Below are 26,338 nucleotides of genomic sequence, written 5' to 3'. Positions count from 1 at the left end.
CAGTAGCCCAGCCATGCGCCTATCGCAAATGCTCTTTGTCACGCTTCGCGATGATCCAGCGGAAGCAGAAATTCCTAGCCACAAATTGCTCCTGCGGGCGGGGTACATTCGGCGGATTGCCAGTGGCATTTATAGCTATCTGCCCTTGATGTGGCGAGTGTTGCAAAAAGTAAGCGCCATTGTCCGTGAGGAAATGAATCGCAGTGGTGCCTTGGAGTGTTTGCTGCCGCAACTGCAACCCGCTGAACTGTGGCAAGAGTCAGGACGCTGGGATACCTACACCAAAGCCGAAGGGATCATGTTTTCCCTCACCGATCGTGCTGAGCGGCAGTTGGGACTAGGCCCCACCCATGAAGAGGTGATCACCACCCTCGCCAAGGACTTGATTCGCTCCTATCGTCAGCTGCCGGTTCACCTGTACCAAATTCAAACAAAATTCCGCGATGAGATTCGTCCCCGATTTGGCCTGATGCGCGGACGCGAATTCATCATGAAGGACGGCTACTCGTTTCACGCGGATGTGGCGAGCCTCAAAGAAACCTATCAGGTGATGTACGATACCTACAACCGCATTCTGCAGCGCTGTGGTTTGACCTTTCGAGCCGTGGAGGCGGATTCCGGTGCCATTGGCGGATCCGGATCCCACGAATTTATGGTCTTGGCGGCTGCTGGTGAAGATGAAGTACTCTATACCGCTGATGGCCAATACGCTGCCAATGTGGAAAAGGCGGTTTCCTTGCCCCCTGACCCTGTACCGACCACCTACAAAAAGACGGCAACGCTGGATACCCCGAATACAGCGACGATTGATGCCCTTGTTGAGTATTTGCAGTGCCATCCCACCCAGATTGTTAAAAATGTCCTCTATCGAGCTGTCTTCGATAATGGGCGGGTTGGATTGGTGTTGGTGAGTATTCGGGGTGATCAAGAGGTCAATACCGTTAAGCTACACAACACCTTGACCTCCCTAGCTCCCAACTATGGGGCAACCAAATTGTTGGATCTGCGAATAGTGGAGGCCAATACAGCCCAAGAGTGGGCAGCAACACCGATTCCCTTTGGTTACATTGGCCCTGACATAGAAGATCGGGTTATTAAAGCCGATCCTCAGATCATTCCCCACTGGATTCGCATTGCCGATCACACCGTCACTGAGTTGAAGCAGTTTATTACAGGAGCCAATCGCGATCAACAGCATCGGGTGGGTGTCAATTGGGGCAAATCCTGTCCATTACCGGCCATTGTGGCCGATGTTCGCAAAGCCCAAGCGGGTGATCGCGCCTGCCATGATCCAACGCAGCACTTAGAAACAGCAAGGGGCATTGAAATTGGCCATATTTTCCAGTTGGGGACAAAGTACTCTGAGGCGATGAAGGCCACCTACACCAATGAACAGGGCGCGGAGGTACCGTTGGTGATGGGCTGCTATGGTATTGGCGTTTCCCGCTTGGCTCAGGCAGCAGTAGAGCAGCACCACGATCAACATGGCATCATTTGGCCGCTGGCGATCGCCCCTTATCAAGTAATCATTGTCGTGCCCAACATCGAGGATCAGCAGCAAATGCAGGTGGCCAATGACCTGTACAAGCAGTTTCAGGCGGCAGGGATTGAGGTACTCCTCGACGATCGCGATGAGCGGGCAGGGGTGAAATTCAAAGATGCGGATTTGATTGGCATTCCCTATCGACTAGTGACTGGGCGCGCGATCGCCAACGGTGAAGTGGAACTCGTGATTCGGGCAAGCGGTGCCAAATCCACCCTCCCCTTAACTGAAGTTGTTCGTTATCTTCAAAAGGAGATTGCTCAGCAGTTAGCCCCATGATTCTCAATCCCCAACAGCGCACGAAATTGGATAGCCGCAGTGATGCTCTTTTCTACGCGGCACCGCGCTTTGTCACCCATGTGGATGATTTCTTTCTGGCGCGCCTCACGGATCTCTACCGCCAATACCTGCAGCCGCAGATGCGGGTCTTGGACTTAATGAGTAGTTGGGTGTCGCATCTGCCGCCGGAACTATCCTTTCAGGAAGTGGTCGGCCATGGCATGAATGCGGCGGAGTTGGCTCACAACCCGCGGCTGGATCGCTACTTTGTCCAGAACCTCAATGAAGAGTTGGCCTTGCCCTTAGAGGACGCCAGTTTTGATGCCGTACTGATGGCGGTGTCGGTGCAGTACCTCCAGTATCCTGAGGCAACCTTTACAGAAATTGCCCGTATCCTCAAGCCTCAAGGGGTTGTCATTGTCAGCTTCTCAAATCGCATGTTTTTTGAAAAAGCGATTCAGGCGTGGCGTGAGGGTACAGAGGGCGATCGCGTGCAGCTAGTGCAAACCTATATCCACAGCATTCCCTCCCTCAAGGTGATCGAAACCCATCTGCCCCGTCGCTGGTCTTGGCTAGGATTTACTGATCCTTTCTATGCTGTTGTGGGTCAAAAGCAGTAGCCGCAATGGTCAGAGGAGGCGTCTATGAGCAGTTTCGTGGTGCCCTCCTTGGACTCCTATGGGGCATAGCCAAAGAAGATCTCAATCTCGCCCAGACACTGCCGCACCAATGGTTGACCCACAGCCAAGGAGATTGGTGGAGCCAGCTGCCACAGTTGCTCGCGGCATGGGATCAACCCCTGATCTCAGTACCAGCAGAGTTGCAAGAGATCCAGACCCTCCTACATGAATACCTAGAGGCGGCTTGGGCACCTGAGCCTTTACCGCTACCCTCCACCAGAGAGGACATTGTCCGCTATGCCCTCGCGATCGCCCCTTGGGACTTAGAATTAGCCCATGAAATTGTTATCAAGCAGCAACCCAGCGCTGGTCTTCTCTTAAGCTGTCTTTTTGGTGCCTATTGGGGCGCCTTAGCTCTCCCCCTCAGTGCATGGGAGCATTGGACACCCACCGTAGCTGAAGTGCTGGCGAATGTGATGGCGCAATGGACAGGGGGCATAGGAACCGAGATTGCAGTTGCCCCCAAGGCCGGACTAAAAAACTGGAGAGGGGGCTGCATTCGGAATATAGCGCTCTAACTGTGCGCCCAAACCCCGCAGCTTGGCTTCAATTTGCCAGTAGCCCCGATCTAAGTGCTGCAAGCCATAGACGTGGGTTTCGCCGTGGGCAGCCAGTCCAGCAACAACTAAAGCCGCTGTGGCACGTAAATCCGTACCTGTTACGGGTGCACCGGAAAGATGAGGCACCCCTCGGATGGCGGCGTGATTCCCTTTGACGCGAATATCGGCACCCATGCGATTCAGTTCAGCCACATGGCCAAAGCGATTTTCAAACACCGTTTCGCTAACTAAACTATTCCCCTCACTGATGGCCAGCAACGTCATCATCAAGGCCTGCATATCCGTGGGAAAGCCAGGGTAGGGGAGTGTTTCAATGTCGGTGGCACGATAGCGCTGGGCAGGGGTAAAGCGGACACGGGTGGGATCGGGAAATTCAACCGTTGCTCCCATTTCTGCAAGTTTGGCGATAACTGGAGTCAGGTGGCTGGGAATCACGGGTGCGAGGGTAATGGCTGAGCGAGTGACAGCAGCGCCCAAGAGAAATGTGCCCGCTTCGATGCGATCGGGGATAATTTCGTATTCAGTGCCGTGGAGACGATCGACCCCGACAATGGTGATCGAGTTGGTACCTGCGCCATAGATTTTTGCCCCCATTGCGATACAGAAGTTGGCTAAATCCACCACTTCGGGTTCTTGGGCGGCATTTTCGATCGTGGTTTCCCCCTCAGCAAGGGTGGCGGCCATCATCAGGGTTTCGGTGGCGCCGACACTAGGATAGTCCAAATAGATCCGCGTTCCCTTCAGTTTGGGGGCACTGGCGGTAACCACACCGTGATCAATCGTGACTTCGGCACCCATCGCTTGCAGACCACGCACATGCAGTTCCACTGGGCGAGCACCAATGGCGCACCCCCCCGGCAAGGGGACGCGAGCAATTCCCAACCGTGCCACCAGAGGGCCAATGGCAAAGAAACTCGCCCGCAGTTGACTGACCAAACTGTAGGGGGGGTCATTGGTATTCAAGTCTGTGGCATCAATGGCAATTGTCTCAATGCCGAGGCGTTGTACCTTTACTCCCAAGGCCTGTAGAATCTCTGCAAGACGGCGAATATCTGCTAAATCTGGAACGGCATGAAGAACTGTCGTGTCTGCTGCCAAGAGTGCCCCTGCCATTAGTACCAGTGCGGAATTCTTGGCTCCGCTAATCCTCACCTCACCCGATAACCGATAGCCCCCCTGAATTCTTAGGTGTGCCTGTTCTGTTGTCAGCGGCGTCACGGTCGAGGTTAGCATATTTCACTCTCACAGCCAAAAGAATTCCAAGCGATTATAGCGGATCAGGGGGAATTTTATGCAAAGATCAATACTGACAGTGAACATTCAGGTGGTTCTAGAGAAGGTGAGTGCAGCCATAGGTTCTGCTCCTGCGGTAAAGCCAATTTGTCAGCTTGTCTAGTGTGCTCACTGGATCTCAAAGAGAGCTGTAATTTGGGTCAATGATTGAGTGAATTGATGGAACACCAAAATCTCAGTGATTTACTGCGGCAAGAGGCAGCCAAACAGCGTCAAGCCCCCAGCAAGCGGAGTCGCCATCAGCCCACCAAGGCAGAACTTGAGCAAGAATTGGCGACCCTCAAAGCAACATTAGCCGCAGTAGAAGCTGAGAAAAACGCCCAACGCATTCAAATAGAACAACTGCAACAGGACGTGCAAATGTGGCGCGATCGCGCCCAAGCTCTTGAAACAGACTTTCAGGAACTTCAGACTCGCCAGCAAGAACTACACGCCGAATTTGAAGAGGCCAAAGCTGTGATTCGCCAACTCACAGCACCTCAGCCCTACCGTTTTGAGGACGTAGGATTTAAGCCCTTGGTCAATGAGATTCCCACGCCCAATCCCAATGCCTCCCACCTAGGCGATGCTGAAATTGGCTGGTTTGACTAGGAATTCCGTTGGCCATCTAGGGACTCTTTGAGAAGATTAAAAAAAATGTAAAGACAGGTAAATGAATTATTAAAATTCCCAGAGCGGTAATCTAATGTACATTTCCTAGATCTGTATTAGCCTTAAGTTAAGTTATTTCCGATTCCTTCAGAGCCACAGTTTGCATGAATAACTCCGCCACTCCTAACGGTCACGCTGTTAATTCAGTTTCTCCCTCCACGACCCCTACCAACGATGAACACTGCGATTTGTATATCGAGAGCGATCGCACAGGGATGACAGTGCAAACCCTGAAGCGCGCTTTTGTTGATAACTTGCACTACATCCAGGGCAAGGATGCCATGTTTGCTACGCCCTACGATTACTTCATGGCGCTGGCCTACACGGTGCGCGATCGCCTGCTGCATCGGCGGATTAAAACCGCCCAAACCTATTTTGAGCAGGATGCCAAGGTGGTCTATTACCTGTCGGCAGAGTTTCTCATTGGTCGTCTGCTCCTGAACAACCTGATGAACGTCGGCCTCTACGAGCAAACCAAACAGGCCATGGCTGACTTTGGCCTTGACCTCAATGAACTCATGGATCGTGAACCCGAGCCGGGGCTAGGCAATGGCGGTTTGGGACGCTTGGCAGCTTGTTTCCTCGACTCTCTCGCGACTCTTGAAATTCCTGCTGTCGGCTACGGCATTCGCTACGAGTTTGGTATTTTCGAGCAAATCATTACCAATGGCTGGCAGCACGAAGTGCCCGACAACTGGTTGCGCTTTGGTAACCCTTGGGAGATTGCCCGTCCCGATTACAACGTTGAAGTTAAGTTTGGCGGTCATACTGAAGCCTACACCGATGCCCAAGGGCACTACCGAGTGCGGTGGGTTCCTAGCACTACCGTTTTTGGCACGCCCTACGACACGCCAATCCCTGGCTATGGCAAAAATACGGTGAACACCCTGCGCCTCTGGAGTGCGCGTGCCGCTCAGGACTTTAACCTCCAAGTGTTCAACGCTGGTGACTACACCCAAGCGGTTTCGGAAAAAACCTTTAGTGAGAATATCTCGAAAGTTCTCTACCCCAACGACAACACCCCCCAAGGCAAAGAATTGCGGCTGCAGCAACAGTATTTCTTTGTCTCCTGTTCGTTGCAGGACATTATTCGTCTCTACTTGCGGCGGCACACCAGCTTTGATGCTTTCCCCGATAAAGTGGCCATTCAGCTCAACGATACCCACCCCGCTATTGGTGTGGCTGAACTGATGCGCCTACTGGTGGATGAGTATCAATTGACATGGGAAAAAGCGTGGGACATTACGCAGCGCACCTTTGCCTATACCAACCACACGCTGCTGGCGGAAGCCCTCGAACGCTGGTCGGTGGATCTCTTTGGTCAACTGCTACCGCGCCACTTGGAAATCATTTACGAGATTAACTACCGCTTCCTGAATGAGATTCGCCTGCGCTACCCCGGTAATACAGCACGGTTGGCACGGATGTCCCTCATTGAGGAAGGTCATCCCAAGCAGGTGCGCATGGCGCATTTGGCCTGTGTCGGCAGCCATACGGTAAACGGGGTAGCCGAACTGCACACAGAACTGATCAAGCAGGAGCTGATGCGGGACTTCTACGAGATGTACCCCAACAAGTTCCAGAACAAAACCAATGGCATTACCCCCCGCCGTTGGCTATTGATGAGTAATCCCCGCTTGGCCAGTCTGATTACCGAAACGCTGAAGAGCGATCGCTGGATTACCCACCTTGAAGACCTGCGGGGTCTAGAACCCTACGCCACGGATCCCGCCTTTCAGGCCAAGTGGCAGCAAATTAAACAGGCGAATAAAGAGCGCCTAGCGGAGTACATCTGGCGCAACAACCAAATTGAAGTGGATCCCTATTCCCTCTTTGATATCCAAATTAAGCGCATCCACGAGTACAAGCGGCAGCACTTGGCGGTGCTCCACATCATTACGCTCTACGAACACATCAAGGCCAATCCCAACATTGACATTCAGCCGCGCACGTTTATTTTTGGCGGCAAGGCGGCTCCTGGCTACTTCATGGCCAAGATGATTATCAAACTGATCAATTCTGTAGGGGACATGGTCAACCACGACAGTGATGTCAATGGCCGCCTCAAAGTAGTGTTCCTGAGTAATTATTCCGTCTCCCTTGGGGAAATGGTTTACCCTGCTGCGGATCTGTCGGAGCAAATTTCCACTGCTGGTAAGGAGGCCTCCGGAACCGGGAATATGAAGTTTGCCCTCAATGGGGCGCTGACGATTGGCACCCTCGATGGGGCAAATGTGGAAATTCGCCAAGAGGTGGGGCCAGAAAACTTCTTCCTCTTTGGTCTGACGGCTCAGGAAGTGATGAGCTTGAAAGCGGAGGGCTACAATCCCCGTGAGTACTACAACAGCAACCCAATGCTCAAGAAGGTGATTGACAGCCTGATTTCCGACTACTTCAATCCGCGTGAGCCGAGGCTATTTGAACCGATTGTCAGTTCCCTACTCAACGAGGATCAATACATGCTCCTAGCGGACTACCAATCCTATGTGGACTGTCAGCAACGGGCCGCCCAAGCCTTCCGCGACAAGACCCACTGGACACAAATGTCAATTCTTAATGTGGCACGCATGGGCAAATTCTCCAGCGATCGCACGATTGCCGAGTACTGCAAAGACATCTGGCACGTTGAACCCGTTCCTGTTTCCTTGGACACGTGTCGGCCTGCTTTTCGCCCCAGCCGCATCAGTCAAGCCAGTAGTCTTTAGGTTCCTGCCCCTTTTGCTCTACACTAGGGCAAGTCTCAAGCAGTGGAACAAAATGAATGGCAGGAATCGGCGCAGCCCTACGGGTTTTTCAAAGTCGCAAAATGGCGGCACTGCTCTTGTTGGGGTTCTCGTCAGGGTTGCCCCTGTTTCTCACCAGCCGAACACTGCAAGCATGGATGACTGTTGAGGGCATTGACTTGACCGCCATTGGCCTCTTTAGCCTAGTGGGGTTGCCCTACTCACTGAAATTTCTCTGGTCCCCCTTGCTAGATCGCTATACGATTCCCTTTTTGGGACGGCGGCGGGGCTGGTTACTGCTGATTCAGGTGCTCCTCTTGGGGGCGATCGCCCTCATGGCGGTACAGGATCCCAGTACGAGCCTGCGGCTGTTGGCGGTGAATGCCTTCGCCATTGCCTTCTTGAGCGCCAGCCAAGATATTGCCGTGGATGCCTACCGTGCCGATGTCCTAGAACCCCTTGAAATGGGGGCGGGTGCGGGTATTTACGTCCTTGGCTATCGCATTGCGCTCTTGGTCACGGGTTCCCTAGCCCTAATCCTTGCGGATCAACTGCCCTGGCCCGTGGTTTACGTCCTAATGGCGCTGCTGATGCTAGTGGGCATGGTCACTACCCTTTGGGCACCGGAACCCGAAGTCCATCCCCCGGCTCCTCCTTCATTGGCGCAAGCAGTGATTCGCCCCTTCCTTGACTTTTTCCAGCGCTACGGCTGGGGAACGGGGCTGATTATTCTGCTCTTTATCTGCCTCTACCGCTTGGGGGATGCCCTCACAGGGAACATGATGACCCCTTTTCTGTTGCAGCAGGGCTTTAGCCAAACCCAAATTGGCGCGGTGCAAGGGGGTGTGGGGTTGATTGCCACCATTGTTGGTGCCCTTGCCGGCGGGGCAGCCATCAGTCAAATCGGTATTCACCGTGCTCTGTGGATCATGGGGGGATTGCAAGCCTCCAGCAATATCTCCTACTTTGTTTTGGCCAATGCCGGTACCAATCCAACGGTGATGGTGGCCGCGATCAGTATTGATAACTTCTGTGCGGGGCTGGCGATCGCTGCTCTGACGGCTCTCTTAATGAGCCTCTGCAACCCCCAGTTTAGTGCAACGCAGTATGCGCTGCTCTCCAGTCTGTTTGCCTTTAGTCGGGATATACTAGCAGCCCCTGCGGGCAAAGCGGCAGAGATCATGGGGTGGCCGCTCTTTTTTCTCTTTACGATTGGCGCTGCATTACCAGCCCTGCTGCTTTTGCCGTTTTTTGCCCCTTGGCAAGCGAAGCCAGCCTTTCCCCGCCCCGGCAGTGATGACTGAAAATACTTAAATGTAGATGTCCTCAGCAAATCCGACAATGACGACGCTGATTCCCGTTCCCCTTGGTGAACACTCCTACCGAATTGCCATTGGTGCCAACACACGGCGACAGTTGCCCGCACTTTTGGCCGAACATACGCCCTTGACACCGAAAGCCCCTGCCCTCATCGTTTCCAATCCACAAATTTGGCGGCACTACGGCACGGATGTGCAAGAGGCATTAACGCAAGCGGGCTGGCAGGTCACCCCCTGTATTCTCCCAGCAGGGGAACGCTACAAAACCCTCAGAACTGTTGAAAAGATTTATGATGCTGCCCTGACTCAGCGTTTAGAGCGGGGTTCCACCCTCTTTGCCCTAGGAGGTGGTGTGATTGGGGACATGACTGGCTTTGCAGCGGCTACTTGGTTGCGGGGCATTGCGGTGGTGCAGATTCCCACGAGTCTCTTGGCAATGGTGGATGCAGCGATTGGCGGGAAAACAGGGGTGAACCATCCCCAAGGCAAAAATCTCATTGGTGCCTTTCATCAACCCCGTCTTGTGGTCATTGATCCCGATGTTTTGGCAACCCTGCCCCCCAGAGAATTCCGGGCTGGCATGGCAGAGGTAATTAAGTACGGCGTGATTTGGGATGCTAAGCTATTCGATTTGTTGAGTCAGTTGCCGCGCTTGGATCGCATGGCTGCTTTGCCTGCTGAGCAGTTGCTCCAAATCCTGCAGCGTTCCTGCCAAGCGAAGGTGGATGTGGTGAGCAAGGATGAGCGGGAAGCGGGTCTGCGCGCCATTTTGAATTACGGGCACACCATTGGCCATGCCTTGGAAAGTATGGGCAACTATCGTCTTTTGAATCACGGCGAGGCGGTGGCCATTGGTATGATTGCCGCTGGCGAACTGGCGGTGGCCTTGGGGTATTGGTCAGCGGAAGCCGCCGCCCAACGGGCACTGATTCTCAAAGCAAAACTACCGACAACGATCCCGGCTCACTTTGATGTCGAGGGACTGCTGGCACTCCTTCAGCATGACAAGAAGGTTCAGGCGCAAAAGGTGCGGTTTATTCTCCCCACTGCCATTGGCCATGTGGAAATTTTTGATCAGGTGCCGACCGAACTGATTCGAGAGACGCTCCATCGGCTCCAAGCCTAGCTAGGGGGTGCCGTATCTAGCAACGCTTTTTTGCTCGCTTTCAGCTCTTTCCAAAGGTTTTTAATTTGCTCATAGGCTTCCTGAGGGGAGAGCTTGCCACTGTTTTCGAGGCCAGAAATGTAGCTCACTCGGGTGGCAAACTCCTGCAAGTTGGCATCAAATAAAAAGTTTTCGGGTGTAAACTCACCGTAGTAACGGCTGTGGGGATGTAAAAATTCGTATTTATTCATTGCTTACCTATCCTTTTCCCTCAGGGGTTAACCTATTCTTAACTTCATTTTAACCAATTCCCCTCGGATAACCGTAGCTGCTGTAACAAAAACGTGCTCTCACCGGTGGGCAAACGGAGCTTTGTTAACAATTATGGGCAAAAGATTAAGCATTATTAACTTTGATTGATCAAATAAAGGAGACTTATCACACTACATATACGAGAGTGATCCCTAGCGATCGCCAGATATCAATGCTCTGATTTAGGAAATGGATAGATGATGCACGGACTCTCTTTGGCTCCCCGTTATCGCTTAGATGATGTTGATCCTTGGCTCTTGGGAATTGATCCCAGCCGTCATTATTGGCTGCAAGTCAATGGGGATTCCCGACAACGGGTGGCCGTTCCGGGGGTCTGTGTCCAGAGCATCTCGGAACTGCGGGAGATCATGGAGTCCGTGCGATCGCTCCTACCGGGGCAGCAGTTGCAAATTCAGCGGGCAGCCACCTGTTTAGAAATTCACTGTGTGGCTGAAAATCTGCTGGCGATCGCCCACCATGTTGACGGTGCTCCCGTTTGGCATCTCTTTGATCGCGAAACCCTCGAAAGTTTGGTGATGAGTGCCCATCCCCACTGGCAATGTCGGCCTGAGGATGTGGAATTGGGGCGGCAGCAACTATGGCAGTCGTTTCAGTTACCAGTGGCCGCCTGAGCCGTGTCAAGGGCTTCACTGATCCGCCGCAGCACGCCATTGATAAAGCGGTGGCTGCCCTGATCGCTGTAGCGTTTGGCCAGTTCAATGGCCTCGTTGATCGCCACTTGCTTCGCCACGTCAAGATAGCGCATCTCTGCGACGGCAATTTCAATAATGGCGCGATCTAAGTGCGTCAGTCGCTCCAGTTGCCAATCCACCATTGAGCGATTCACCAGTTCTTGAATCTCCGTTTGGTGTCGCTGCAAACAGCGCAGTAGGGCGATCGCGTAGGTTTGAACTTCCTCTTGATGGGCAAAGTAGAGAATTTCGGGTAAATCGAGAGCAGCGCCTATTTTGTTCAAGCCCTTTTCCGCCCGCTTGAGGGCATCTTGAAGCACCATCTGTGCCTTTTCGAGGTGGGGCAACTGAAACTCACTGTGGTGGAGCAGTCGCTGACTTTCACTAAGTTCAGTGCCGGCCTGTTCGAGGGTATCGCGCACATCACTCGCCAGCGTACGTACGGCTGTCAGGATCAAGCTGCGGCAGTCACTTTCATCGAGCAGTTTCGGTTGGCGTAACACCTGAGCGGCACTCAGCAACGCCAATTCACGGGCAACACGACGAGCAGTAATCATGGGTAAATCCTCAAAAACAAGTTCTTAACGCAACGAAGCAGGGGCGGGGGACAGGGTCGAGGTCGGAGCCGATCCCGGTGTCACAATCCCCCCGGAAATAATCAGCTTAAAGGCATCCTCGATCGAAATATCCAGATCTCGCACATCCCGCTCACTGGCAATCACATACCAACCGGTGGTGGGGTTAGGGGATGAGGGGATAAATAGACTTAACATCGGCTCGGAAAAGACCGTTTGCAATGAACCATTAATTGTGCCAGTGACAAAGGCCACGGCCCACAGACCCGGACGCGGATATTCTACGAGCACCACCCGCCGAAAGCGATCGCGCGAGTCCCGCAGAATCGTCTCTAGGAGTTGTTGCAGCACTTTATAAATGGTGCCTGCCAAGGGAATGCGCTTGAGAATGCTCTCACCTGTGTTCAAGAGCCACTGGCCAAAGATATTGCGTGCCATCAAGCCAATGAGCAAGATCCCTGTTAAGGGCACAGCAATGCCCACTGCCACATTGAGCAGATCCACCAGCAGGGGGTGCCATGTTTTGAAGGGATTCACTTGCTTGGGAATACGGGTGAGGAGATCCAACACCCAACTAGAAACAGAAATCGATAGCCAAATCGTTGTTGCCAGCGGGATCACCACCAGCAGACCAGCGATGAGATCATTTTTAATTGCTTGTTGGAGTCGGTGCAGCACAGATACTCGCACGAGCAGACTTCTGTTTCTAGCTTAGCGGTTGCTGCCACTGCGGGCACGGTGAAAGGCCAAACTGCTGTAGAGCATGAAGGCGGCATCCCAAGGACTGTCCTCACGGCGAAAGAGGTTAATGTGGGGGGGAATTTTACTCAGGAGTTCTGTAAAGTCCAAGGCGGTTTCTGCAAAGCTGGTGAAGTCTTGCCATACGGGGCGATCGCCACAGTGCTGCTGCCAGAGGCTCGACAACTGCCGCCACTTCACCCATGAGGTGTTTTGATCCAAATCCAAATCACTAGAGATAACTGTTGCCACTTGGTTCAAGGGAATGCCTTGGTGAAACTGGTAGCCCCCGCGATAAAAACGTAGAATTTGATTTTCCTCAAAGAGGTGGAGATCACAGCATTGAGCATGATCCTGAATTTGTTCTTTGCGAGTCACCTTACCTTGGCGATCGCGATCAAACACCTGCTCAAAAATGGGCAGTAATCCTTCCACCCGCTGGCTCACCTGCGACCACGCAAATGTCAGCTCCACTGGCTCCGGCGATAGGGAACTGGTACAGACCACACGAGGCTGTGGGTCTAAGGCCGCAAAATAACGTACCTGCAAGACCGGTATTGCTGTCAGCGCTTCAAACGGAACACAAAAGAGGGCAAAGCCCTGTCGTTTCAGCTCTTGGCAATAGACCGTGAGTTCCGCAAAGTTGCCCGTGCGGATCAACCGCCAGCCCCGCGACGGAATCAACAGTCGCGCCGTGTAGGGGTCAATCTTAAACATGGTGGCCAAAAGACGAGCAAGGATCGTCCGCTGCTCAACAGCAGCCACCCCTTCAAGGATCAGAACGCCCTGCTGCTCGACTCCCACCACGGCATGGGTTTCTAAAATGGCCTGTTGCCGCTGCTGTTGGCGAATTTGCTCGATTTTTTCGAGGCCACACCGAGCCATTTGCGTCAGCTTGGGGCCACAGTTCAGCCGCAGTAATTGGCGAAAGTCTGCCTCAGCCTCCTCTAGTCGCTCTTTCTTGAGATAGAGTTGACCTCGGCACAACAGCACACGGGGATCCTCAGGAGACAAGGCTGCGAGCAATTGTTCCGCCTGTTGGAAATTTCCTTGCTCCAGTGCGGTCAAGACCTCAGTCAGCATGGCAGCCAGCCCCCAACGTTTTTCTCTATTCTAGGCAACGCTCCCTAGCCACCAAATAAGCTGCCGAGGAAGCCTTCTAATCCGCCTTTGCCCATGCGCTCGCCGCGAATTTTCGCCAATTTCTCCAAGAGTTCTCGCTCCTCATGACTGATATGGGTGGGAATTTCCACATCAACGGTAATGAGGTGATCGCCCCGCGCCACAGGATTGCCCACCCGAGGGACACCTCGACCCTCTAAAACCAACACAGTGCCGGGTTGAGTCCCGGCGGGAATCTTCAGTTCGGCTTCCCCATCCACCGTATTCACCGCAATCCGACAGCCGAGAATCGCTTGCAGGTAGCTAATTTTAATCCGCGACAGGATATTGTTACCTTCGCGCTGAAACTCCGGATCTGGTTCAACAAAAAGATAAACGTAGAGATCCCCGGGTGGGCCTCCCCGTAGACCGGCATCCCCTTCACCAGAGACCCGTAGCCGCGTGCCATTATCAACTCCAGCAGGAATCGTAATTTTCAACTTTTTGCTCACTTGGACATGGCCCTGACCGCCGCAGGACTCGCAGCGATCCTCAATCACCACCCCAGCGCCACCACAGGTCGGACAAGTGGTCAATTGCGTAAAACTGCCGAAGGGGGTCCGTGCCGATCGCCGCACTTGACCCATTCCCCCGCAAGTACTACAGGTCACTGGCCGCGTACCGGGCTTTGCCCCACTCCCTTGACAGGTCTTGCAAGTTTCCAAATGATTAACACGAATTTCCTTCTCGCCCCCAAAAACGGCTTCGCGAAATTCCAGTTTGAGGTCATAGCGCAGATCTTCACCGCGGGTTGGCCCCTGCTGTCGCCGCCCACTGGTGGTAAATCCACCAAATCCACCCCCAAAGAAGGTTTCAAAAATATCGGCGAAGCCACCCATGTCACCAATGCCAAAGTCACTGAAGCCAGCAGCGCCGACACCACTGACCCCGGTTTCACCAAAGCGATCGTAGTTGGCTCGCGCTTGGGGATCCGAGAGCACCTCGTAGGCGCGGTTGATTTCCTTGAACTTTTCTTCAGCGCCCGGTTCTTTGTTGACATCGGGGTGATACTTGCGAGCCAAGCGCCGATAGGCTCGTTTTAATTCTTCAGCATCCGCAGAGCGTGAGACACCCAAGATCTCATAGAAATCACGAGCCATAGCCACCGTTACCTAAATTAATCAACCGCTTCATAATCTGAAACAACTGTTTCTTCATTATCGCTGATCATTGTGGCATCACTATCTAAAACTTGAGTGGCTTGGGAACTAATCGTAGCCCCCCCCATTGTCGGGGTTGAGGTCATCATTGAACCGCCTGCGGTCTGTTGATACACCACAGATCCCAAGGTGACCAAGGCTTGCTGCAGGGCTTCCATTCGCTTGCGAATTTCATCGGGGGTAATGTTGTCATCCACCATTGCTGCCTGCATACTCTGAACCACTGGCTCAATCCGTGCTCGCAGATCCGGGGTCAAGGTAATGCCATGGTTTTTGATCGTTGATTCATAGCTGTACAGCAGGGCATCAGCTTGGTTGCGCAATTCGGCAATCTCTTTCTTGATTTGGTCGGCTTGGGCATAAATCGTTGCTTCTTGGCGCATGCGCTCGATTTCCATGCTGCTGAGGCCACCGCGATTGGTAATGCGCACACTTTGTTGGCGACCGGTGGCGCGATCGACGGCAGACACACTCAGGATACCGTTGGCATCAATATCAAACGTGACATCAATTTGCGGTACACCACGAGGGGCAGGGGCAATGCCGGTAAGCTCAAAGCAGGCCAGTTGTTTATTATCTTTTGCCATTGGACGCTCCCCTTGATAGACAGCAATTTCCACGACCGTTTGACCATCGGTAGCCGTGGAAAAGGTCTGCGTTTTACTGGTAGGGAGGGTAGTGTTGCGTTCAATGATTTTGGTAAATACACCCCCAAGGGTTTCCAAACCCAGCGAAAGGGGAGTGACATCGAGGAGGAGAAGATCTTTGACCGTCGTTTCCTTGCCAAGAATTCCCCCTTGAATGGCCGCCCCTACGGCAACTGCTTCATCAGGATTAACGGAGCGATCGGGATTTCTACCACAGAATTGCTTCACTAACTCCTGAATCGCAGGAATACGGGTGGAACCACCGACGAGTAAGACGCGGTCAATATCCTGAACGGTCAGACCCGCATCGGCGATCGCCTGCTGCATGGGTTCGAGGGTGGCCTGAACCAAGTGGGCGCAGAGTTCCTCAAACTTACTGCGGGTGAGTTCGATCTCAAGGTGCTTCGGACCGGTTTCATCAGCCGTAATGAAGGGCAAGTTAATTGAGGTGCTCAGGGTTCCCGATAGCTCAACTTTGGCTTTTTCGGCGGCCTCCCGCAGGCGTTGCAGGGCCATTTTGTCTTTCGAGAGATCAATTCCCTCCTGTTCCTTGAAGGAGGCCAGCAACCAATCGAGGATACACTCGTCAAAGTTATCGCCGCCAAGGTGATTGTTACCGGCCGTGGAGCGCACCTCAAAGACGCCATCCCCCAGTTGCAGAATCGAGACATCAAAGGTGCCGCCGCCAAGGTCAAAAACCAAAATGGTTTGATCTTGATCCTGCTTGTCAATGCCGTAGGCCAAGGAGGCGGCCGTTGGCTCGTTGATAATGCGCATTACCTCAAGGCCAGCGATCGCCCCCGCATCTTTAGTGGCTTGGCGCTGCGCATCACTAAAATAAGCAGGCACGGTAATTACAGCTTGGGTCACGGGTTCCCCCAGATAGGCTTCCGCATCCTGCTTCAGCTTTTGCAGGATCATGGCGGAAATTTCTTGGGGGGTATAGGTGCGATCGCGAATTTGCACATCCACCATGCCATCGCGACCCGGCACACAGGTATAGGGCACCCGGGCACGTTCTTGATCCGTTTCCTCCCAGCGGCGACCAATAAACCGCTTGATACTAAAAACGGTGTTTTCAGCATTAGTGACGGCTTGCCGCTTGGCTAGTTGACCCACCAACCGTTCGCCCGATTTGCCAAAGGCGACAATACTGGGGGTGGTGCGCCCGCCCTCTGCACTGGGAATTACGACGGGATTCCCCCCCTCTAAGACTGCCACACAACTATTGGTGGTTCCAAGGTCAATGCCAATGACTTTACCCATAGCCGTAATTACTAATTCCAAAGATGCGTTTTCAGGAGAAGACTGTTCGTAGGAAGTCTTACTCTTTGCTTAGAGTGCCGCAATAATGATGTTATGGTAACACCGGAATTCAGAAGAACGCCTGTTTAGTAACAATCCTAGTGAATTGGAACAGGGTTGGCCACTGTTTCACGAATCAGCGCCACAGCAATGCGGTTATCTCCCCGATCGATAATGGCAACATTGATATTTGGCCCAAAAAACCGCTGCATTTTCGCTTGCTTAGACTGCCATACCTCTAGGGGTACTGCAGGAGAGTCAAATTCCAAAACTAATGTGTAAGCACCCTCCGTTAAGGTTTCGGCGATCGCCACCAAAACAGGACGCTCTGCATCTGAAGGGCTGAGTCCCAGACTCGTCAATGTACTGTCCAGATGTGCTTCTTGGCCATAGCGATAGCGGGTGACATCCTTACGGATTTGCGTTTGGGTTGGCGTCGCTTGGGCACGGGCAGCAATTACCTCTGGAGTTGGCGCTTCCCGATAGGGCACTGGCTTGAGTTCCGCCGCCTTAAGAGCAAGTCCTCCCAACAGCAGGGGCACACCGTAAAAAAAACCAGCAAGATTCAACGTGGCATTTCCTGTGGCATAGGCCGCTACCCCTACCACCGTCAGCAATGACCCCACAATTAACCCCAGTGTCCCCAGCGAAACCGACCCCAACATGATCCTCAAACCCCTAGCGGTAATTCGTAAATTGTAACGGCACGGGGTAATCCTCCGTTTTCAGGCGTTGGATCACCGCTTGTAAATCATCCTTGGACTTGGCACTGACCCGCACCACATCCCCTTGGATCGAGGCCTGCACCTTCTTAAATTCATTGCGGATCAGTTTGCTAATCTCCTTGGCCAATTCAGAATTAATCCCACGGCGCAACTTGATCAGTTGTTTCACCCGTTGACCTGCCGCCGTCTCCACAGGGCCATAGTCAAAAATTTTCAGCGACAACTGCCGCTTTGCCACTTTCTGCTGCAAAATCGTTTGCACTGAATTCAATGTAAATTCACTATCCGTGTGAATCGTCAGTCCCTCTTTGGTTAACTCAAGGGTGGTCTGGGTATCCTTGAGGTCATAGCGGGCTTTGATCTCGCGCTCCGTTTGATCCACTGCATTGACCAGCTCCTGCCAGTCAAAGTCACTCACAATATCAAAGGAAAATGTGCTTGCCATGCCTAAGGTTTTTGGGGATTCACTTGACCAATAACCTTTAATTTACCGTCATCGGTGACCTGCCAAATGTCATAGACCCCGACAACATCGCCATTTTCATCAATGTCCACATTGCCACTGGCACCTTGGTAGTTAATTTCTTTGCCTTCCCGCAATAGAGCTAGGGCGGCGCACACATCATCCACTGCCTCGCCCGGAGGGTTGGCCACTTCTCGCACTTTGCTGCGAATCCCTTCACCGGTATTTTCGCCTGCGGCTTGGGCAGCGAGAACCAGAAGAGCCGCCGCATCCCAAGCTTGAGCACCGAAGGCGGGAAGATCGCTTCCTTTTTTGGTACGCCACAGTTCTCGCAGGCGACTCAGGGCTTGACCATCAGCACCGGGAACCGTCCCCTTGGCACCGGCAATAATGTATTTGCCATCGGGGGTACGTCCCACTTGCTCAGGGAAACTATCCGATTTGACACCGTCTGTGAGCAAGATAGCGACATCTTTGGTTAAGCCTTGCTCGAAAGCTGATTTTAGGAGCAAGCTGCCCGTTTCAGGATACAAAATAGCGACGACTGCATCAGGGTTTCCGCCAAAGGCGGCAGCGGCTTCTGTGGTAAAGGTGGTTGCCCGTTCATCATAACGGGTGGGGCGATCTTCGTTGATCACAGTTCCCCCTAGAGCTTTGAAGGCGCGGGTAAATTCCTGCTCAAAGCTGCGGCCATAATCATTGTTGATCACCACAGTGGCGACTCGTTGATACCCCTGTTCTTTGGCCAGTTGGGCAAGGGCTTGGGCTTGGTAGTTATCGGGGGGAGCGGTGCGTGCCCAGTAGCCGTTAAAGTCTCCTTTCTTGGCGCGTTCGGTGAGGAGGGTACTGGTACTGCCGGGGGAAATCAGCATGACCCGACCCCGCGTGGCAATATCGGCGGCGGCATTGGAGACACTACTGCCAAAGGAACCAACCACCCCTGCGACCCGGTCAATCTCGACTAATTTGGTCATGGCTTCGGCGCCGGAGGCGGGATTGGATTGATCATCGGCAGCAATGAGCGTCACGGGCTGCCCATTGACGCCACCACAGGCATTGACGGTTTCCACCAGCAGCGGTACCACCTCAGCAATGGGGGTTCCCACCGAGGCCAAGTCACCGGTGGAGGGCAATAGTGAGCCAATGCGCAGTCCTTCGCCCGTTGAGGTGGTTGTGTCGGCCTCGCAGGCTCCAATGGTCAAGAGGAGGAGTAACCCTGCGCAGATTTTTGCGGCTGCCCATCCGCTTGACGGCTGTTGACCCATAGCTGTACACCCTCACAATTTGCCAGCATCCTACTGCACCTAGGGGCATCTTGCAATAAACGAGCGTGCCAGTTGCAGCACCAGTTGCAGCATGAAAAAAGGGCACACCAATGCACCCTTCGACATCAGTCGCCCCTTTGAGATAAGGAATGGTTGACTTCTACATACCTAGGTAGAAGGACGAACTTGCCGCGCCATATTTAAGAATGCCGCCATATTGGCACCCGGACGACGACGAGCAAAACGGGTGTAGGGAACACTGGGGGTGACAGGGGTAGGTGTGGGTTCTGCCGAAGCTGTGGTAATGGGGGTGGGTGCTGCGGCAACGGGTTGAGGAGCAGGAGCAGGTTCAGGGGTGGGGGCAGGTTCTGCCGCTTTAGTAGGGGCTGGCGGTGCAGCAGGGGCAGCCTTGCTTTCCTCTAGTTCAATGTAAAATTCGCTCTTTTTGCCAAATCCAAAAAGTTTGGCGATCGCCCCAAATAGGCCAAAGATCGCACCAAAGAGTTTCTTCAACAGATTCATCTAAAAGCCTCCCAAGTGGTCGTTGTGAGTGAAGATAGCAGAGGACACAGCCCCAAGGCATCCTGAAGCTGTTGAGACTTTATTATCGGACGCTCGGTAGCGCCAATCAACCTGAGAAGCCTGTAACTGAATATGGAAAGTCTGAGAGGGCATATGTTACATTTTTCAAAGTAAAGCAGCGGTTTCGCAGGACTAATCACTGTTATGAACAAAGTTTACGACTGGTTTGAGGAACGCCTCGAAATTCAGGCGATCGCTGATGACATCACCAGCAAGTATGTGCCGCCCCACGTAAACATTTTTTACTGTCTTGGTGGCATTACCCTCACCTGTTTTTTGATTCAATTTGCCACGGGCTTTGCCATGACGTTTTACTACAAACCGACGGTGGCGGAAGCCTTTGCCTCTGTGCAGTACATCATGAATGAGGTCAACTTTGGCTGGCTGATCCGCTCCATTCACAAGTGGTCGGCCAGCATGATGGTGCTGATGATGATTTTGCACGTCTTTCGGGTTTACCTCACCGGTGGCTTCAAGAAACCCCGTGAACTGACGTGGGTAACGGGTGTGGTTTTGGCGGTGATTACCGTCAGCTTTGGGGTGACGGGTTACTCCCTCCCTTGGGATCAAGTGGGCTATTGGGCAGTCAAGATCGTGTCCGGTATTCCCGCTGCTATCCCAGTGGTGGGTGACCAACTGGTGGAACTCATGCGCGGTGGTGAAAGTGTCGGTCAAGCCACGCTTACGCGCTTCTACAGCTTGCACACCTTTGTGCTGCCGTGGTCGATCGCCGTCTTTATGCTGATGCATTTCCTGATGATTCGCAAACAGGGTATTTCCGGTCCCCTGTAAGCCCTGCATCAAGAAATGTAACAAAGACTGCCATGCATGGCGGTTCCCCTTGTTATGCTCCAAGTAATCTCCCCCTTGCTGACCCTCTAGGAGAACGATTGATTTATGGCAAAAGTTTTGAAAAAGCCTGATTTAACGAATCCGGCACTGCGGGCAAAACTGAAAAAAGGCATGGGCCACAACTACTATGGCGAACCCGCTTGGCCCAATGACCTGCTCTATATCTTCCCTGTGGTGATTATGGGCACGATCGCCCTTGTGGTCGGCCTAGCGGTCATGGATCCGGCGATGGTTGGTGAACCCGCGGATCCCTTTGCCACGCCCTTGGAAATTTTGCCAGAGTGGTACCTCTACCCGACATTCCAAATTTTCCGCGTGGTGCCCAACAAGCTGCTGGGCGTCCTCATGAATGCTTCGATTCCCTTGGGCTTGATGCTGATTCCTTTCATCGAAAGTGTCAACAAGTTCCAAAATCCCTTCCGTCGTCCAGTGGCCATGACGGTCTTCCTCTTTGGTACCTTGGTGACGCTGTGGCTAGGGATTGGTGCTGCTTTCCCCTTGGATAAGTCACTGACCCTCGGCCTGTTCTAGGAAGAGCAGAACACACCTGATTCGCTGCGCATCTGGCGATCGCTGGGTGCGCTTTTTAGTTGGCATTTTGCGGGTCAATTTTTTCAATAAAGGGGCGAATTTCATTTAAGTCAATGTAGCGATCGGTGGCATTGCGCAGTTCACGGGCAATCATGCCTTCAGTGGAAACAACCGTGATGTGGGTATTTTTGGAACGCAGCAACTCGATTGCCCGCTCAAAATCGCCATCGCCACTAAAAAGAACCACGCGATCGTACTGACCAACCGTATTGAACATATCAATCACAATTTCAATGTCTAAATTGGCTTTTTGGTAATACTTGCCAAGGGTTTCATCGTAGTACTCTTTTAAGAGTTTTGTGCGCACCGTGTAGCCCAAGTTAATGAGGGCATCGCGAAATGAACGCTGATCTTGCGTGTCCTTGAGGCCGGTGTACCAAAAAGCGTTGACTAATACAATGTTGGGATCGCGGGTAAAGAATTCGAGAACACGACGGGGATCGAAAAACCAGCCATTTTTTTGCTGGGCATAGAACATGTTATTCCCATCGATAAAAATTGAGAGGCGTTCTTGATGGGGAAGCATCATTAGGAAGAACCTATAGCTCAGTTGTGTAATAGGACAACAGTTGATAGCAGCTTGAATAGCAGCTGGATTTTATACATTTTATAGGGGGGAGTTTGGCATCATTCAAGTCAGAAAGACCTAATCATACCCTAAGCAAGGAAATAGAAATCAATCTAGTGATCAGTCTTGCGATCGCTCGTGATAAGAAAAACAAAAGTTAGGTGGTTGTTCAACGGGAACACTTTTAAGAAAAATAAAACACTTATTAACGATTGTTTAATCACTGAAATTTATTCTAATAGAACTGCATGGCAGATGCCATAGCCCCTGAGCTAAAAGGGAGTATTAGCGATCGCCCCTTAAAAACCAAAAAAGGGGGCAGTGCCCCCACGGGTTAACTTTGCCGCTGAATCTAATAGAGAGCACGCACGGGGGGAGCCGGCATGACCGCTGGCGGTGGTGGGGGGGCAAAGAAGGGCTGTTGGGGCGGAGGCAGGGGGGACTCGACCATCAAATTGCAAGGGAAGGGGGTGCCGTACATTGAGGTGCAGAAGGGGCTGTCGAGATCACGGGTGCGAATGGGGGGGGTATTGCTTTGCTGGTACCATGCATCCGTAGAAACGTAGTTGACCCGCCGTGCTCGATTGATGATGTCATTGTCGCGATAGGTGGGGGCTCCAAACATAAACGCAGCATCGCCTGCAATCGAGTCATCCTGCCAGTACCCTTGGGTACCATCAATGCGATCTATGGCTTGGGGTAGGGTGGGTTGGCTAATGGGAAATTGCTGGGGATTGATGGGTTGGCGGCGACTTTGGGCAGTTGCTGGAGCGACCACCGCTGCCAACATTACCACGCCTACCAGTGGCGCAAATTTCATGCCCATAGGTTGATCTCCATAGGTGTTTTACACTTCGGCAACAGTGATAGGCCGAAAGGGGCTTAGGCATCCTTACAGGTCTTGCTTAAAATTAATTCTAAATTGACTCCCTTAGCCCCCTGCAGACGACTGTGCCGCTTTTTGCAGCATTGAGTTTTTCCGCAATCCAATCCCCTTAAAATGTCGGATGCCCAGTTAGAGCGAATTCAGGCTGCCCTACAAGACTACTGGGGCTATTCTGAGCTGCGATCGCCCCAAGCAGAGGTCATGGCGGCCTTGTTACAACGACAGGATGCCTTAATTGTTCTTCCTACAGGAGCGGGCAAAAGTCTCTGTTTTCAATTGCCAGCGCTGCTTCAGGGGGGATTGACGCTGGTGATCTCGCCGCTGCTTGCCCTCATGGAAAATCAGATCACTGAATTGCGGCAACGGGGTCTTGCGGCCGCAGCCTATCATAGTGAACTGCCCAGCAGCCAACGCCGCCAGATTCTCTCGCACCTAAGAGACTACCGTTTGCTGTATCTTTCGCCGGAGTCGCTATTTTCTAGCCCTCTTTGGCAGCGCCTCTGTTCAGCGCAGGTGCACCTCAATGGCTTGATTGTGGATGAAGCCCACTGCCTCGTTCAATGGGGCGATCGCTTTCGACCGGTGTATCGGCGCTTGGGAACAGTGCGACCGACCCTTCGCCAATGTAAACCTCAGCACCCACCCCTAGCGATCGCTGCCTTTACTGCCACCGCCGATCCCCGTACCCAGCGCACGCTCATTGAGGTCTTGGGGTTAAAGCAGCCCGTGCAGGTGATTCACAGCCCCTATCGTGCCAATCTCCACTTAGCGGTGCGTTCTGTCTGGAGTCGGGGGTATCGCCGCCATTGTCTCCAGCAATTTCTCAACGAGCAGCAGGGAGCCTCGGGACTCATCTATGCCCGCACCCGCCGCGACTGTGAGAGCCTCGCTATGTGGCTAAGCCAGCAAGGATACTGCACCACTGCTTACCATGGTGGACTACCGGCAGCACAGCGACGTTCGATTGAAGCCGCTTGGTTAGAGGGACACATTCCCTTTGTGGTCTGCACCAATGCCTTTGGCATGGGAGTCAATAAAGCCAATGTGCGCTGGATCTGCCACTATCAGCCGCCGCTGCAACTCAGTGAATATCTCCAAGAGGTGGGCCGTGCGGGGCGAGATGGTCAACCGGCACAGGCACTGGCCTTGGTGAGCGATCGCTGGGGCTTGGATCGCGAAGATCAACAGCGTTGGCAATTTTTTCAACGCCAAAGTAAGGAAATTTACGCGCGGGCGATGGCACTTCAGGCGCGTCTGCCTCTCAAGGGTAATCTTCAGGAACTGCGGCAACACTTTCCTGAGGTGGAACTGACGCTGGCACTACTGCATCAACAGGGGAGACTCCGCTGGCAAGACCCCTTTCACTATTGCCGTCAACCCTTGGCACAGGTGCCACCCCCACCCCAAAATACGCAAGAACAGTTGATGCAAGAGTTTCTCTATCACCGCGGCTGCCGCTGGCAGTTTCTTCTCCAAGCCTTTGGTTTTGCTACTGAGGCAAGGGGGTTGCGTTGTGGCCATTGCGATCGCTGTCGGCTCCCCCGCCGCAGCTGTAAAATACCGTGAATTCCCAGATTTGTAAGACTGGGACTTTGTGTACACTGGCACATAGAACGGTTAGTTTGTCATTGGTCGGCAAAGGTTGCCCAACGGTCATTCTGTTACCACAAGGTAGGGGTTGCGGGCATGGGGCTACTACAAGTTGAACAAATTCGTGAAATACTTCAGGACGTGCTTTCAGAACATGCCGTTGTGGTTCAAGTCAATCAGTTTCGCAACCAATTAAACATTGTTTTGAACAAGCCCCCCGGCACCGTTGCCCATTATTCTGCCCTAGTCGATCTGCTCAAGTCTCGCTTGGGACAGTTTCACCTTGACGATATTGCCCGCATTAAAATTATCGGTCGCATTCAAGGCTCCCCCAAGCCCGACTGGGAAGAGGTGATTGATCTGCGTCCCCCCAATCCAGCGCTGGCGGCTCCAGTTTATGCCTCCTCGGCTCCGTGGGTGGTGGCGATCGCTGCCGGGGTTGTCAGTTTACTTGTGATCTTTAGCTATCATCTCGGTCAGTGGCAGCAACAGCAACGAATGCAGCAGTTGATCGAGGGTACCCTTGCTCAAAAAGGGGTCGCGATGACGGACTTTAAGTGGCACATTGAGGGGGGCACACCGTTTATTGTGGGTGTTCTGAAAAATTACAGTGAAGACCACTTTCGCCTGATCCAAGCGGATTTTGAACTCTTTGATAAGGGCGGGCAGCGAGTTGGGGCAGTCTCGGTACAGGTCTATGGCCTTGGCCCTGAGGAAACATGGCAATTCCGGGAACCAGTGGGCAATGATCAGGCAGTGCGAGCACGACTGGTAAAATTACAGTCATTCAATTAAGTCTTCCCCCAAAAGGGGTTTAGTTAAAATTCTATGGCTCACCTTAAAGCCCTGATTTTTGATGTGGATGGCACCTTAGCGGACACCGAGCGGGATGGCCATCGCGTTGCTTTCAACAAGGCCTTTGCTGCGGCGGGTCTAGATTGGGAGTGGGACGTTCCCCTCTATGGTCAGCTGCTGGCGGTGGCGGGGGGTAAAGAGCGCATGAAGTATTACCTTGATCGCTTTCGTCCGGATTGGCCGCGTCCCCAAAACCTGGATGCCTTGATTGCCGATCTCCACAAAGCGAAGACCCGCTACTATACGGAACTATTGGCGGAAGGTGCAATTCCCCTGCGACCAGGCGTTAAGCGGCTCCTCACTGAAGCCCGTGCAGCGGGGTTACGTCTAGCGATCGCCACCACGACGACGCCTGCCAACGTGACTGCCCTTTTGGAAAATGCCCTTGCTGCTGATGGCGTCAGTTGGTTTGAGATCATTGCCGCTGGGGATGTGGTGCCAGCCAAAAAACCGGCGCCTGACATTTACTTCTATACCCTTGAAAAAATGCGCCTCTCGCCGCAGGAGTGCCTTGCCTTTGAGGATTCCGCCAACGGCATTCAGGCGGCCACTGCCAGTGGCTTGACGACGATTATTACAATTACCGACTACACCAAGGATCACGATTTTCGCGATGCGGCTCTTGTGCTGGATTGTCTAGGGGAACCGGACTACCCCTTTCAAGTGATTCGCGGTGAGGTGGGCTGGACAACCTATGTGGATGTGCTGCTGTTGCGATCGCTCCACCAGCAGTGGACAAGCACGCTGACTCATCGGTGATTTTCTCGCTACAGCGTTTTACATTAGAGATACTTACCCCTCCTGATGCGTAAAGAACACAATGTACACGATTGATTTAATTCTGCGTCATGTCCCCATGCCCGTCAGCATTGAGCGCAAAGAAAGCGCAGCAGCAACCGCAGTCTATCAGCAAATTCAGCAGGCCATGGCCAGTGGCACGCCGGCTGTCCTTGAACTCACCTGCGATCGCCAAGTGGGCAAGAAGTTAACTGTCCTCACCTCAGAAATTGTGGCGGTGCAAATGGCCGATAAGGATGCTCCCTCCAGTGTCACTAGTCGGGGTGGCTTCTTTGCTCAGTTGGTGCAGCAAACCAGCAACTAAGGGAAAATCTCTCAATAAAGTTTAGTTTTTCTTCGCAATGGTGAGTCTTTGCCGCTAGGATACTAAGCAGACTGATCCGTAGGGGAACGTTGAGCGAATCCTCCCCGTCAAAAAGT

General features: G+C 53.0%; 27 protein-coding genes. 14 read left to right on the top strand and 13 right to left on the bottom strand.

Going from position 1 to position 26,338, the window contains the following annotated elements; all coding sequences use genetic code 11:
• Positions 1-13: 13 nt before the first annotated feature.
• From NBE99_RS11545 to NBE99_RS11535, 3 genes are read left to right on the top strand one after another with little or no spacing between them, the layout of a single operon-like run.
• Complete coding sequence (locus tag NBE99_RS11545; protein ID WP_250682201.1) at positions 14-1,822, top strand: proline--tRNA ligase; 1,809 nt, start codon at positions 14-16, stop codon at positions 1,820-1,822.
• Positions 1,819-2,442 carry a class I SAM-dependent methyltransferase gene (locus tag NBE99_RS11540; protein WP_250682200.1) on the top strand — a complete coding sequence of 208 codons (624 nt, stop codon included), beginning with the start codon at positions 1,819-1,821 and terminating at the stop codon, positions 2,440-2,442. Before NBE99_RS11545 ends, NBE99_RS11540 begins: the two co-directional genes overlap by 4 nt.
• A gap of 5 nt (positions 2,443-2,447) precedes the next feature.
• Positions 2,448-3,020 carry a hypothetical protein gene (locus tag NBE99_RS11535; RefSeq protein ID WP_250682199.1) on the top strand — a complete coding sequence of 191 codons (573 nt, stop codon included), beginning with the start codon at positions 2,448-2,450 and terminating at the stop codon, positions 3,018-3,020.
• On the opposite strand, the gene murA is transcribed toward NBE99_RS11535, so the two are convergent.
• Positions 2,976-4,295, bottom strand: a complete 1,320-nt coding sequence (murA, locus tag NBE99_RS11530) for a UDP-N-acetylglucosamine 1-carboxyvinyltransferase (RefSeq protein ID WP_250682198.1) — start codon at positions 4,293-4,295, stop codon at positions 2,976-2,978. The two genes, NBE99_RS11535 and murA, sit on opposite strands and share 45 nt — an antisense overlap.
• Positions 4,296-4,514: 219 nt before the next feature.
• On the opposite strand from murA, the gene NBE99_RS11525 reads away from it, so the two are divergent.
• From NBE99_RS11525 to aroB, 4 genes are all read left to right on the top strand, one after another.
• Entirely contained in the window at positions 4,515-4,946 is a 432-nt protein-coding gene (locus NBE99_RS11525; protein WP_250682197.1) for a hypothetical protein, read from the top strand.
• Positions 4,947-5,110: 164 nt separating this feature from the next.
• Positions 5,111-7,711 carry a glycogen/starch/alpha-glucan phosphorylase gene (locus NBE99_RS11520; protein WP_250682196.1) on the top strand — a complete coding sequence of 867 codons (2,601 nt, stop codon included), beginning with the start codon at positions 5,111-5,113 and terminating at the stop codon, positions 7,709-7,711.
• 56 nt (positions 7,712-7,767) lie between these two features.
• Positions 7,768-9,033: an AmpG family muropeptide MFS transporter gene (locus NBE99_RS11515; RefSeq protein ID WP_250682195.1), complete on the top strand. Its 1,266-nt coding sequence runs from the start codon at positions 7,768-7,770 to the stop codon at positions 9,031-9,033.
• A 37-nt stretch (positions 9,034-9,070) separates the two neighbouring features.
• Positions 9,071-10,174 carry a 3-dehydroquinate synthase gene (aroB, locus tag NBE99_RS11510; protein ID WP_250682194.1) on the top strand — a complete coding sequence of 368 codons (1,104 nt, stop codon included), beginning with the start codon at positions 9,071-9,073 and terminating at the stop codon, positions 10,172-10,174.
• On the opposite strand, the gene NBE99_RS11505 is transcribed toward aroB, so the two are convergent.
• Positions 10,171-10,404: a hypothetical protein gene (locus NBE99_RS11505; RefSeq protein ID WP_250682193.1), complete on the bottom strand. Its 234-nt coding sequence runs from the start codon at positions 10,402-10,404 to the stop codon at positions 10,171-10,173. The two genes, aroB and NBE99_RS11505, sit on opposite strands and share 4 nt — an antisense overlap.
• A 258-nt stretch (positions 10,405-10,662) precedes the next feature.
• Between NBE99_RS11505 and NBE99_RS11500 the strand changes: the two genes are divergently transcribed.
• Entirely contained in the window at positions 10,663-11,097 is a 435-nt protein-coding gene (locus NBE99_RS11500) for a hypothetical protein (protein WP_250682192.1), read from the top strand.
• Here NBE99_RS11500 and nusB read toward each other — a convergent pair.
• The 9 genes from nusB to NBE99_RS11455 form a co-directional block, all read right to left on the bottom strand.
• Entirely contained in the window at positions 11,076-11,714 is a 639-nt protein-coding gene (gene nusB, locus NBE99_RS11495; RefSeq protein WP_250682191.1) for a transcription antitermination factor NusB, read from the bottom strand. The two genes, NBE99_RS11500 and nusB, sit on opposite strands and share 22 nt — an antisense overlap.
• A 24-nt stretch (positions 11,715-11,738) precedes the next feature.
• On the bottom strand, positions 11,739-12,410 hold the full coding sequence (locus tag NBE99_RS11490) for a DUF502 domain-containing protein (protein ID WP_250682190.1): 672 nt from the start codon (positions 12,408-12,410) through the stop codon (positions 11,739-11,741).
• 33 nt (positions 12,411-12,443) lie between these two features.
• Entirely contained in the window at positions 12,444-13,553 is a 1,110-nt protein-coding gene (locus NBE99_RS11485; RefSeq protein WP_250682189.1) for a M48 family metallopeptidase, read from the bottom strand.
• A gap of 44 nt (positions 13,554-13,597) precedes the next feature.
• A complete protein-coding gene (gene dnaJ, locus NBE99_RS11480) occupies positions 13,598-14,731 on the bottom strand; it encodes a molecular chaperone DnaJ (protein ID WP_250682188.1) in 1,134 nt (377 codons plus the stop codon).
• Positions 14,732-14,748: 17 nt separating this feature from the next.
• Positions 14,749-16,704: a molecular chaperone DnaK gene (gene dnaK / locus NBE99_RS11475; RefSeq protein WP_250683731.1), complete on the bottom strand. Its 1,956-nt coding sequence runs from the start codon at positions 16,702-16,704 to the stop codon at positions 14,749-14,751.
• 137 nt (positions 16,705-16,841) lie between these two features.
• A complete protein-coding gene (locus tag NBE99_RS11470) occupies positions 16,842-17,408 on the bottom strand; it encodes a DUF2854 domain-containing protein (protein WP_250682187.1) in 567 nt (188 codons plus the stop codon).
• 13 nt (positions 17,409-17,421) lie between these two features.
• On the bottom strand, positions 17,422-17,913 hold the full coding sequence (locus tag NBE99_RS11465; RefSeq protein WP_250682186.1) for a YajQ family cyclic di-GMP-binding protein: 492 nt from the start codon (positions 17,911-17,913) through the stop codon (positions 17,422-17,424).
• A 2-nt stretch (positions 17,914-17,915) separates the two neighbouring features.
• Positions 17,916-19,196: an ABC transporter substrate-binding protein gene (locus NBE99_RS11460; RefSeq protein WP_250682185.1), complete on the bottom strand. Its 1,281-nt coding sequence runs from the start codon at positions 19,194-19,196 to the stop codon at positions 17,916-17,918.
• Positions 19,197-19,364: 168 nt separating this feature from the next.
• Positions 19,365-19,718 (bottom strand): hypothetical protein, encoded by a 354-nt coding sequence (locus NBE99_RS11455; protein ID WP_250682184.1) that lies wholly within the window; start codon positions 19,716-19,718, stop codon positions 19,365-19,367.
• A gap of 204 nt (positions 19,719-19,922) precedes the next feature.
• Between NBE99_RS11455 and petB the strand changes: the two genes are divergently transcribed.
• Positions 19,923-20,570, top strand: coding sequence for a cytochrome b6 (gene petB, locus NBE99_RS11450; protein WP_011056639.1), 648 nt, complete (start codon positions 19,923-19,925; stop codon positions 20,568-20,570).
• 105 nt (positions 20,571-20,675) lie between these two features.
• Positions 20,676-21,161 carry a cytochrome b6-f complex subunit IV gene (petD, locus tag NBE99_RS11445; RefSeq protein WP_250682183.1) on the top strand — a complete coding sequence of 162 codons (486 nt, stop codon included), beginning with the start codon at positions 20,676-20,678 and terminating at the stop codon, positions 21,159-21,161.
• A 55-nt stretch (positions 21,162-21,216) separates the two neighbouring features.
• On the opposite strand, the gene NBE99_RS11440 is transcribed toward petD, so the two are convergent.
• Positions 21,217-21,747: an NYN domain-containing protein gene (locus NBE99_RS11440; protein ID WP_250683730.1), complete on the bottom strand. Its 531-nt coding sequence runs from the start codon at positions 21,745-21,747 to the stop codon at positions 21,217-21,219.
• 394 nt (positions 21,748-22,141) lie between these two features.
• Positions 22,142-22,615: a hypothetical protein gene (locus NBE99_RS11435; RefSeq protein ID WP_250682182.1), complete on the bottom strand. Its 474-nt coding sequence runs from the start codon at positions 22,613-22,615 to the stop codon at positions 22,142-22,144.
• Positions 22,616-22,789: 174 nt separating this feature from the next.
• Here NBE99_RS11435 and NBE99_RS11430 point away from each other — a divergent pair, with 174 nt between their 5' ends.
• The 4 genes from NBE99_RS11430 to NBE99_RS11415 all read left to right on the top strand — a co-directional run bounded on the left by NBE99_RS11430 (position 22,790) and on the right by NBE99_RS11415 (position 26,222).
• Positions 22,790-24,241: an ATP-dependent DNA helicase RecQ gene (locus tag NBE99_RS11430; protein ID WP_250682181.1), complete on the top strand. Its 1,452-nt coding sequence runs from the start codon at positions 22,790-22,792 to the stop codon at positions 24,239-24,241.
• Between the two features lie 120 nt (positions 24,242-24,361).
• On the top strand, positions 24,362-25,060 hold the full coding sequence (locus NBE99_RS11425; RefSeq protein WP_250682180.1) for an FxLYD domain-containing protein: 699 nt from the start codon (positions 24,362-24,364) through the stop codon (positions 25,058-25,060).
• A gap of 33 nt (positions 25,061-25,093) precedes the next feature.
• Positions 25,094-25,879 (top strand): HAD family hydrolase, encoded by a 786-nt coding sequence (locus NBE99_RS11420; protein ID WP_250682179.1) that lies wholly within the window; start codon positions 25,094-25,096, stop codon positions 25,877-25,879.
• A gap of 61 nt (positions 25,880-25,940) precedes the next feature.
• Positions 25,941-26,222, top strand: a complete 282-nt coding sequence (locus NBE99_RS11415) for a hypothetical protein (RefSeq protein WP_250682178.1) — start codon at positions 25,941-25,943, stop codon at positions 26,220-26,222.
• The last annotated feature ends 116 nt before the right edge of the window (positions 26,223-26,338 follow it).

It is taken from the genome of Thermosynechococcus sp. HN-54, from assembly GCF_023650955.1.
Taxonomy (GTDB): domain Bacteria; phylum Cyanobacteriota; class Cyanobacteriia; order Thermosynechococcales; family Thermosynechococcaceae; genus Thermosynechococcus.
This window is presented reverse-complemented; position numbering and strand designations above follow the sequence as displayed.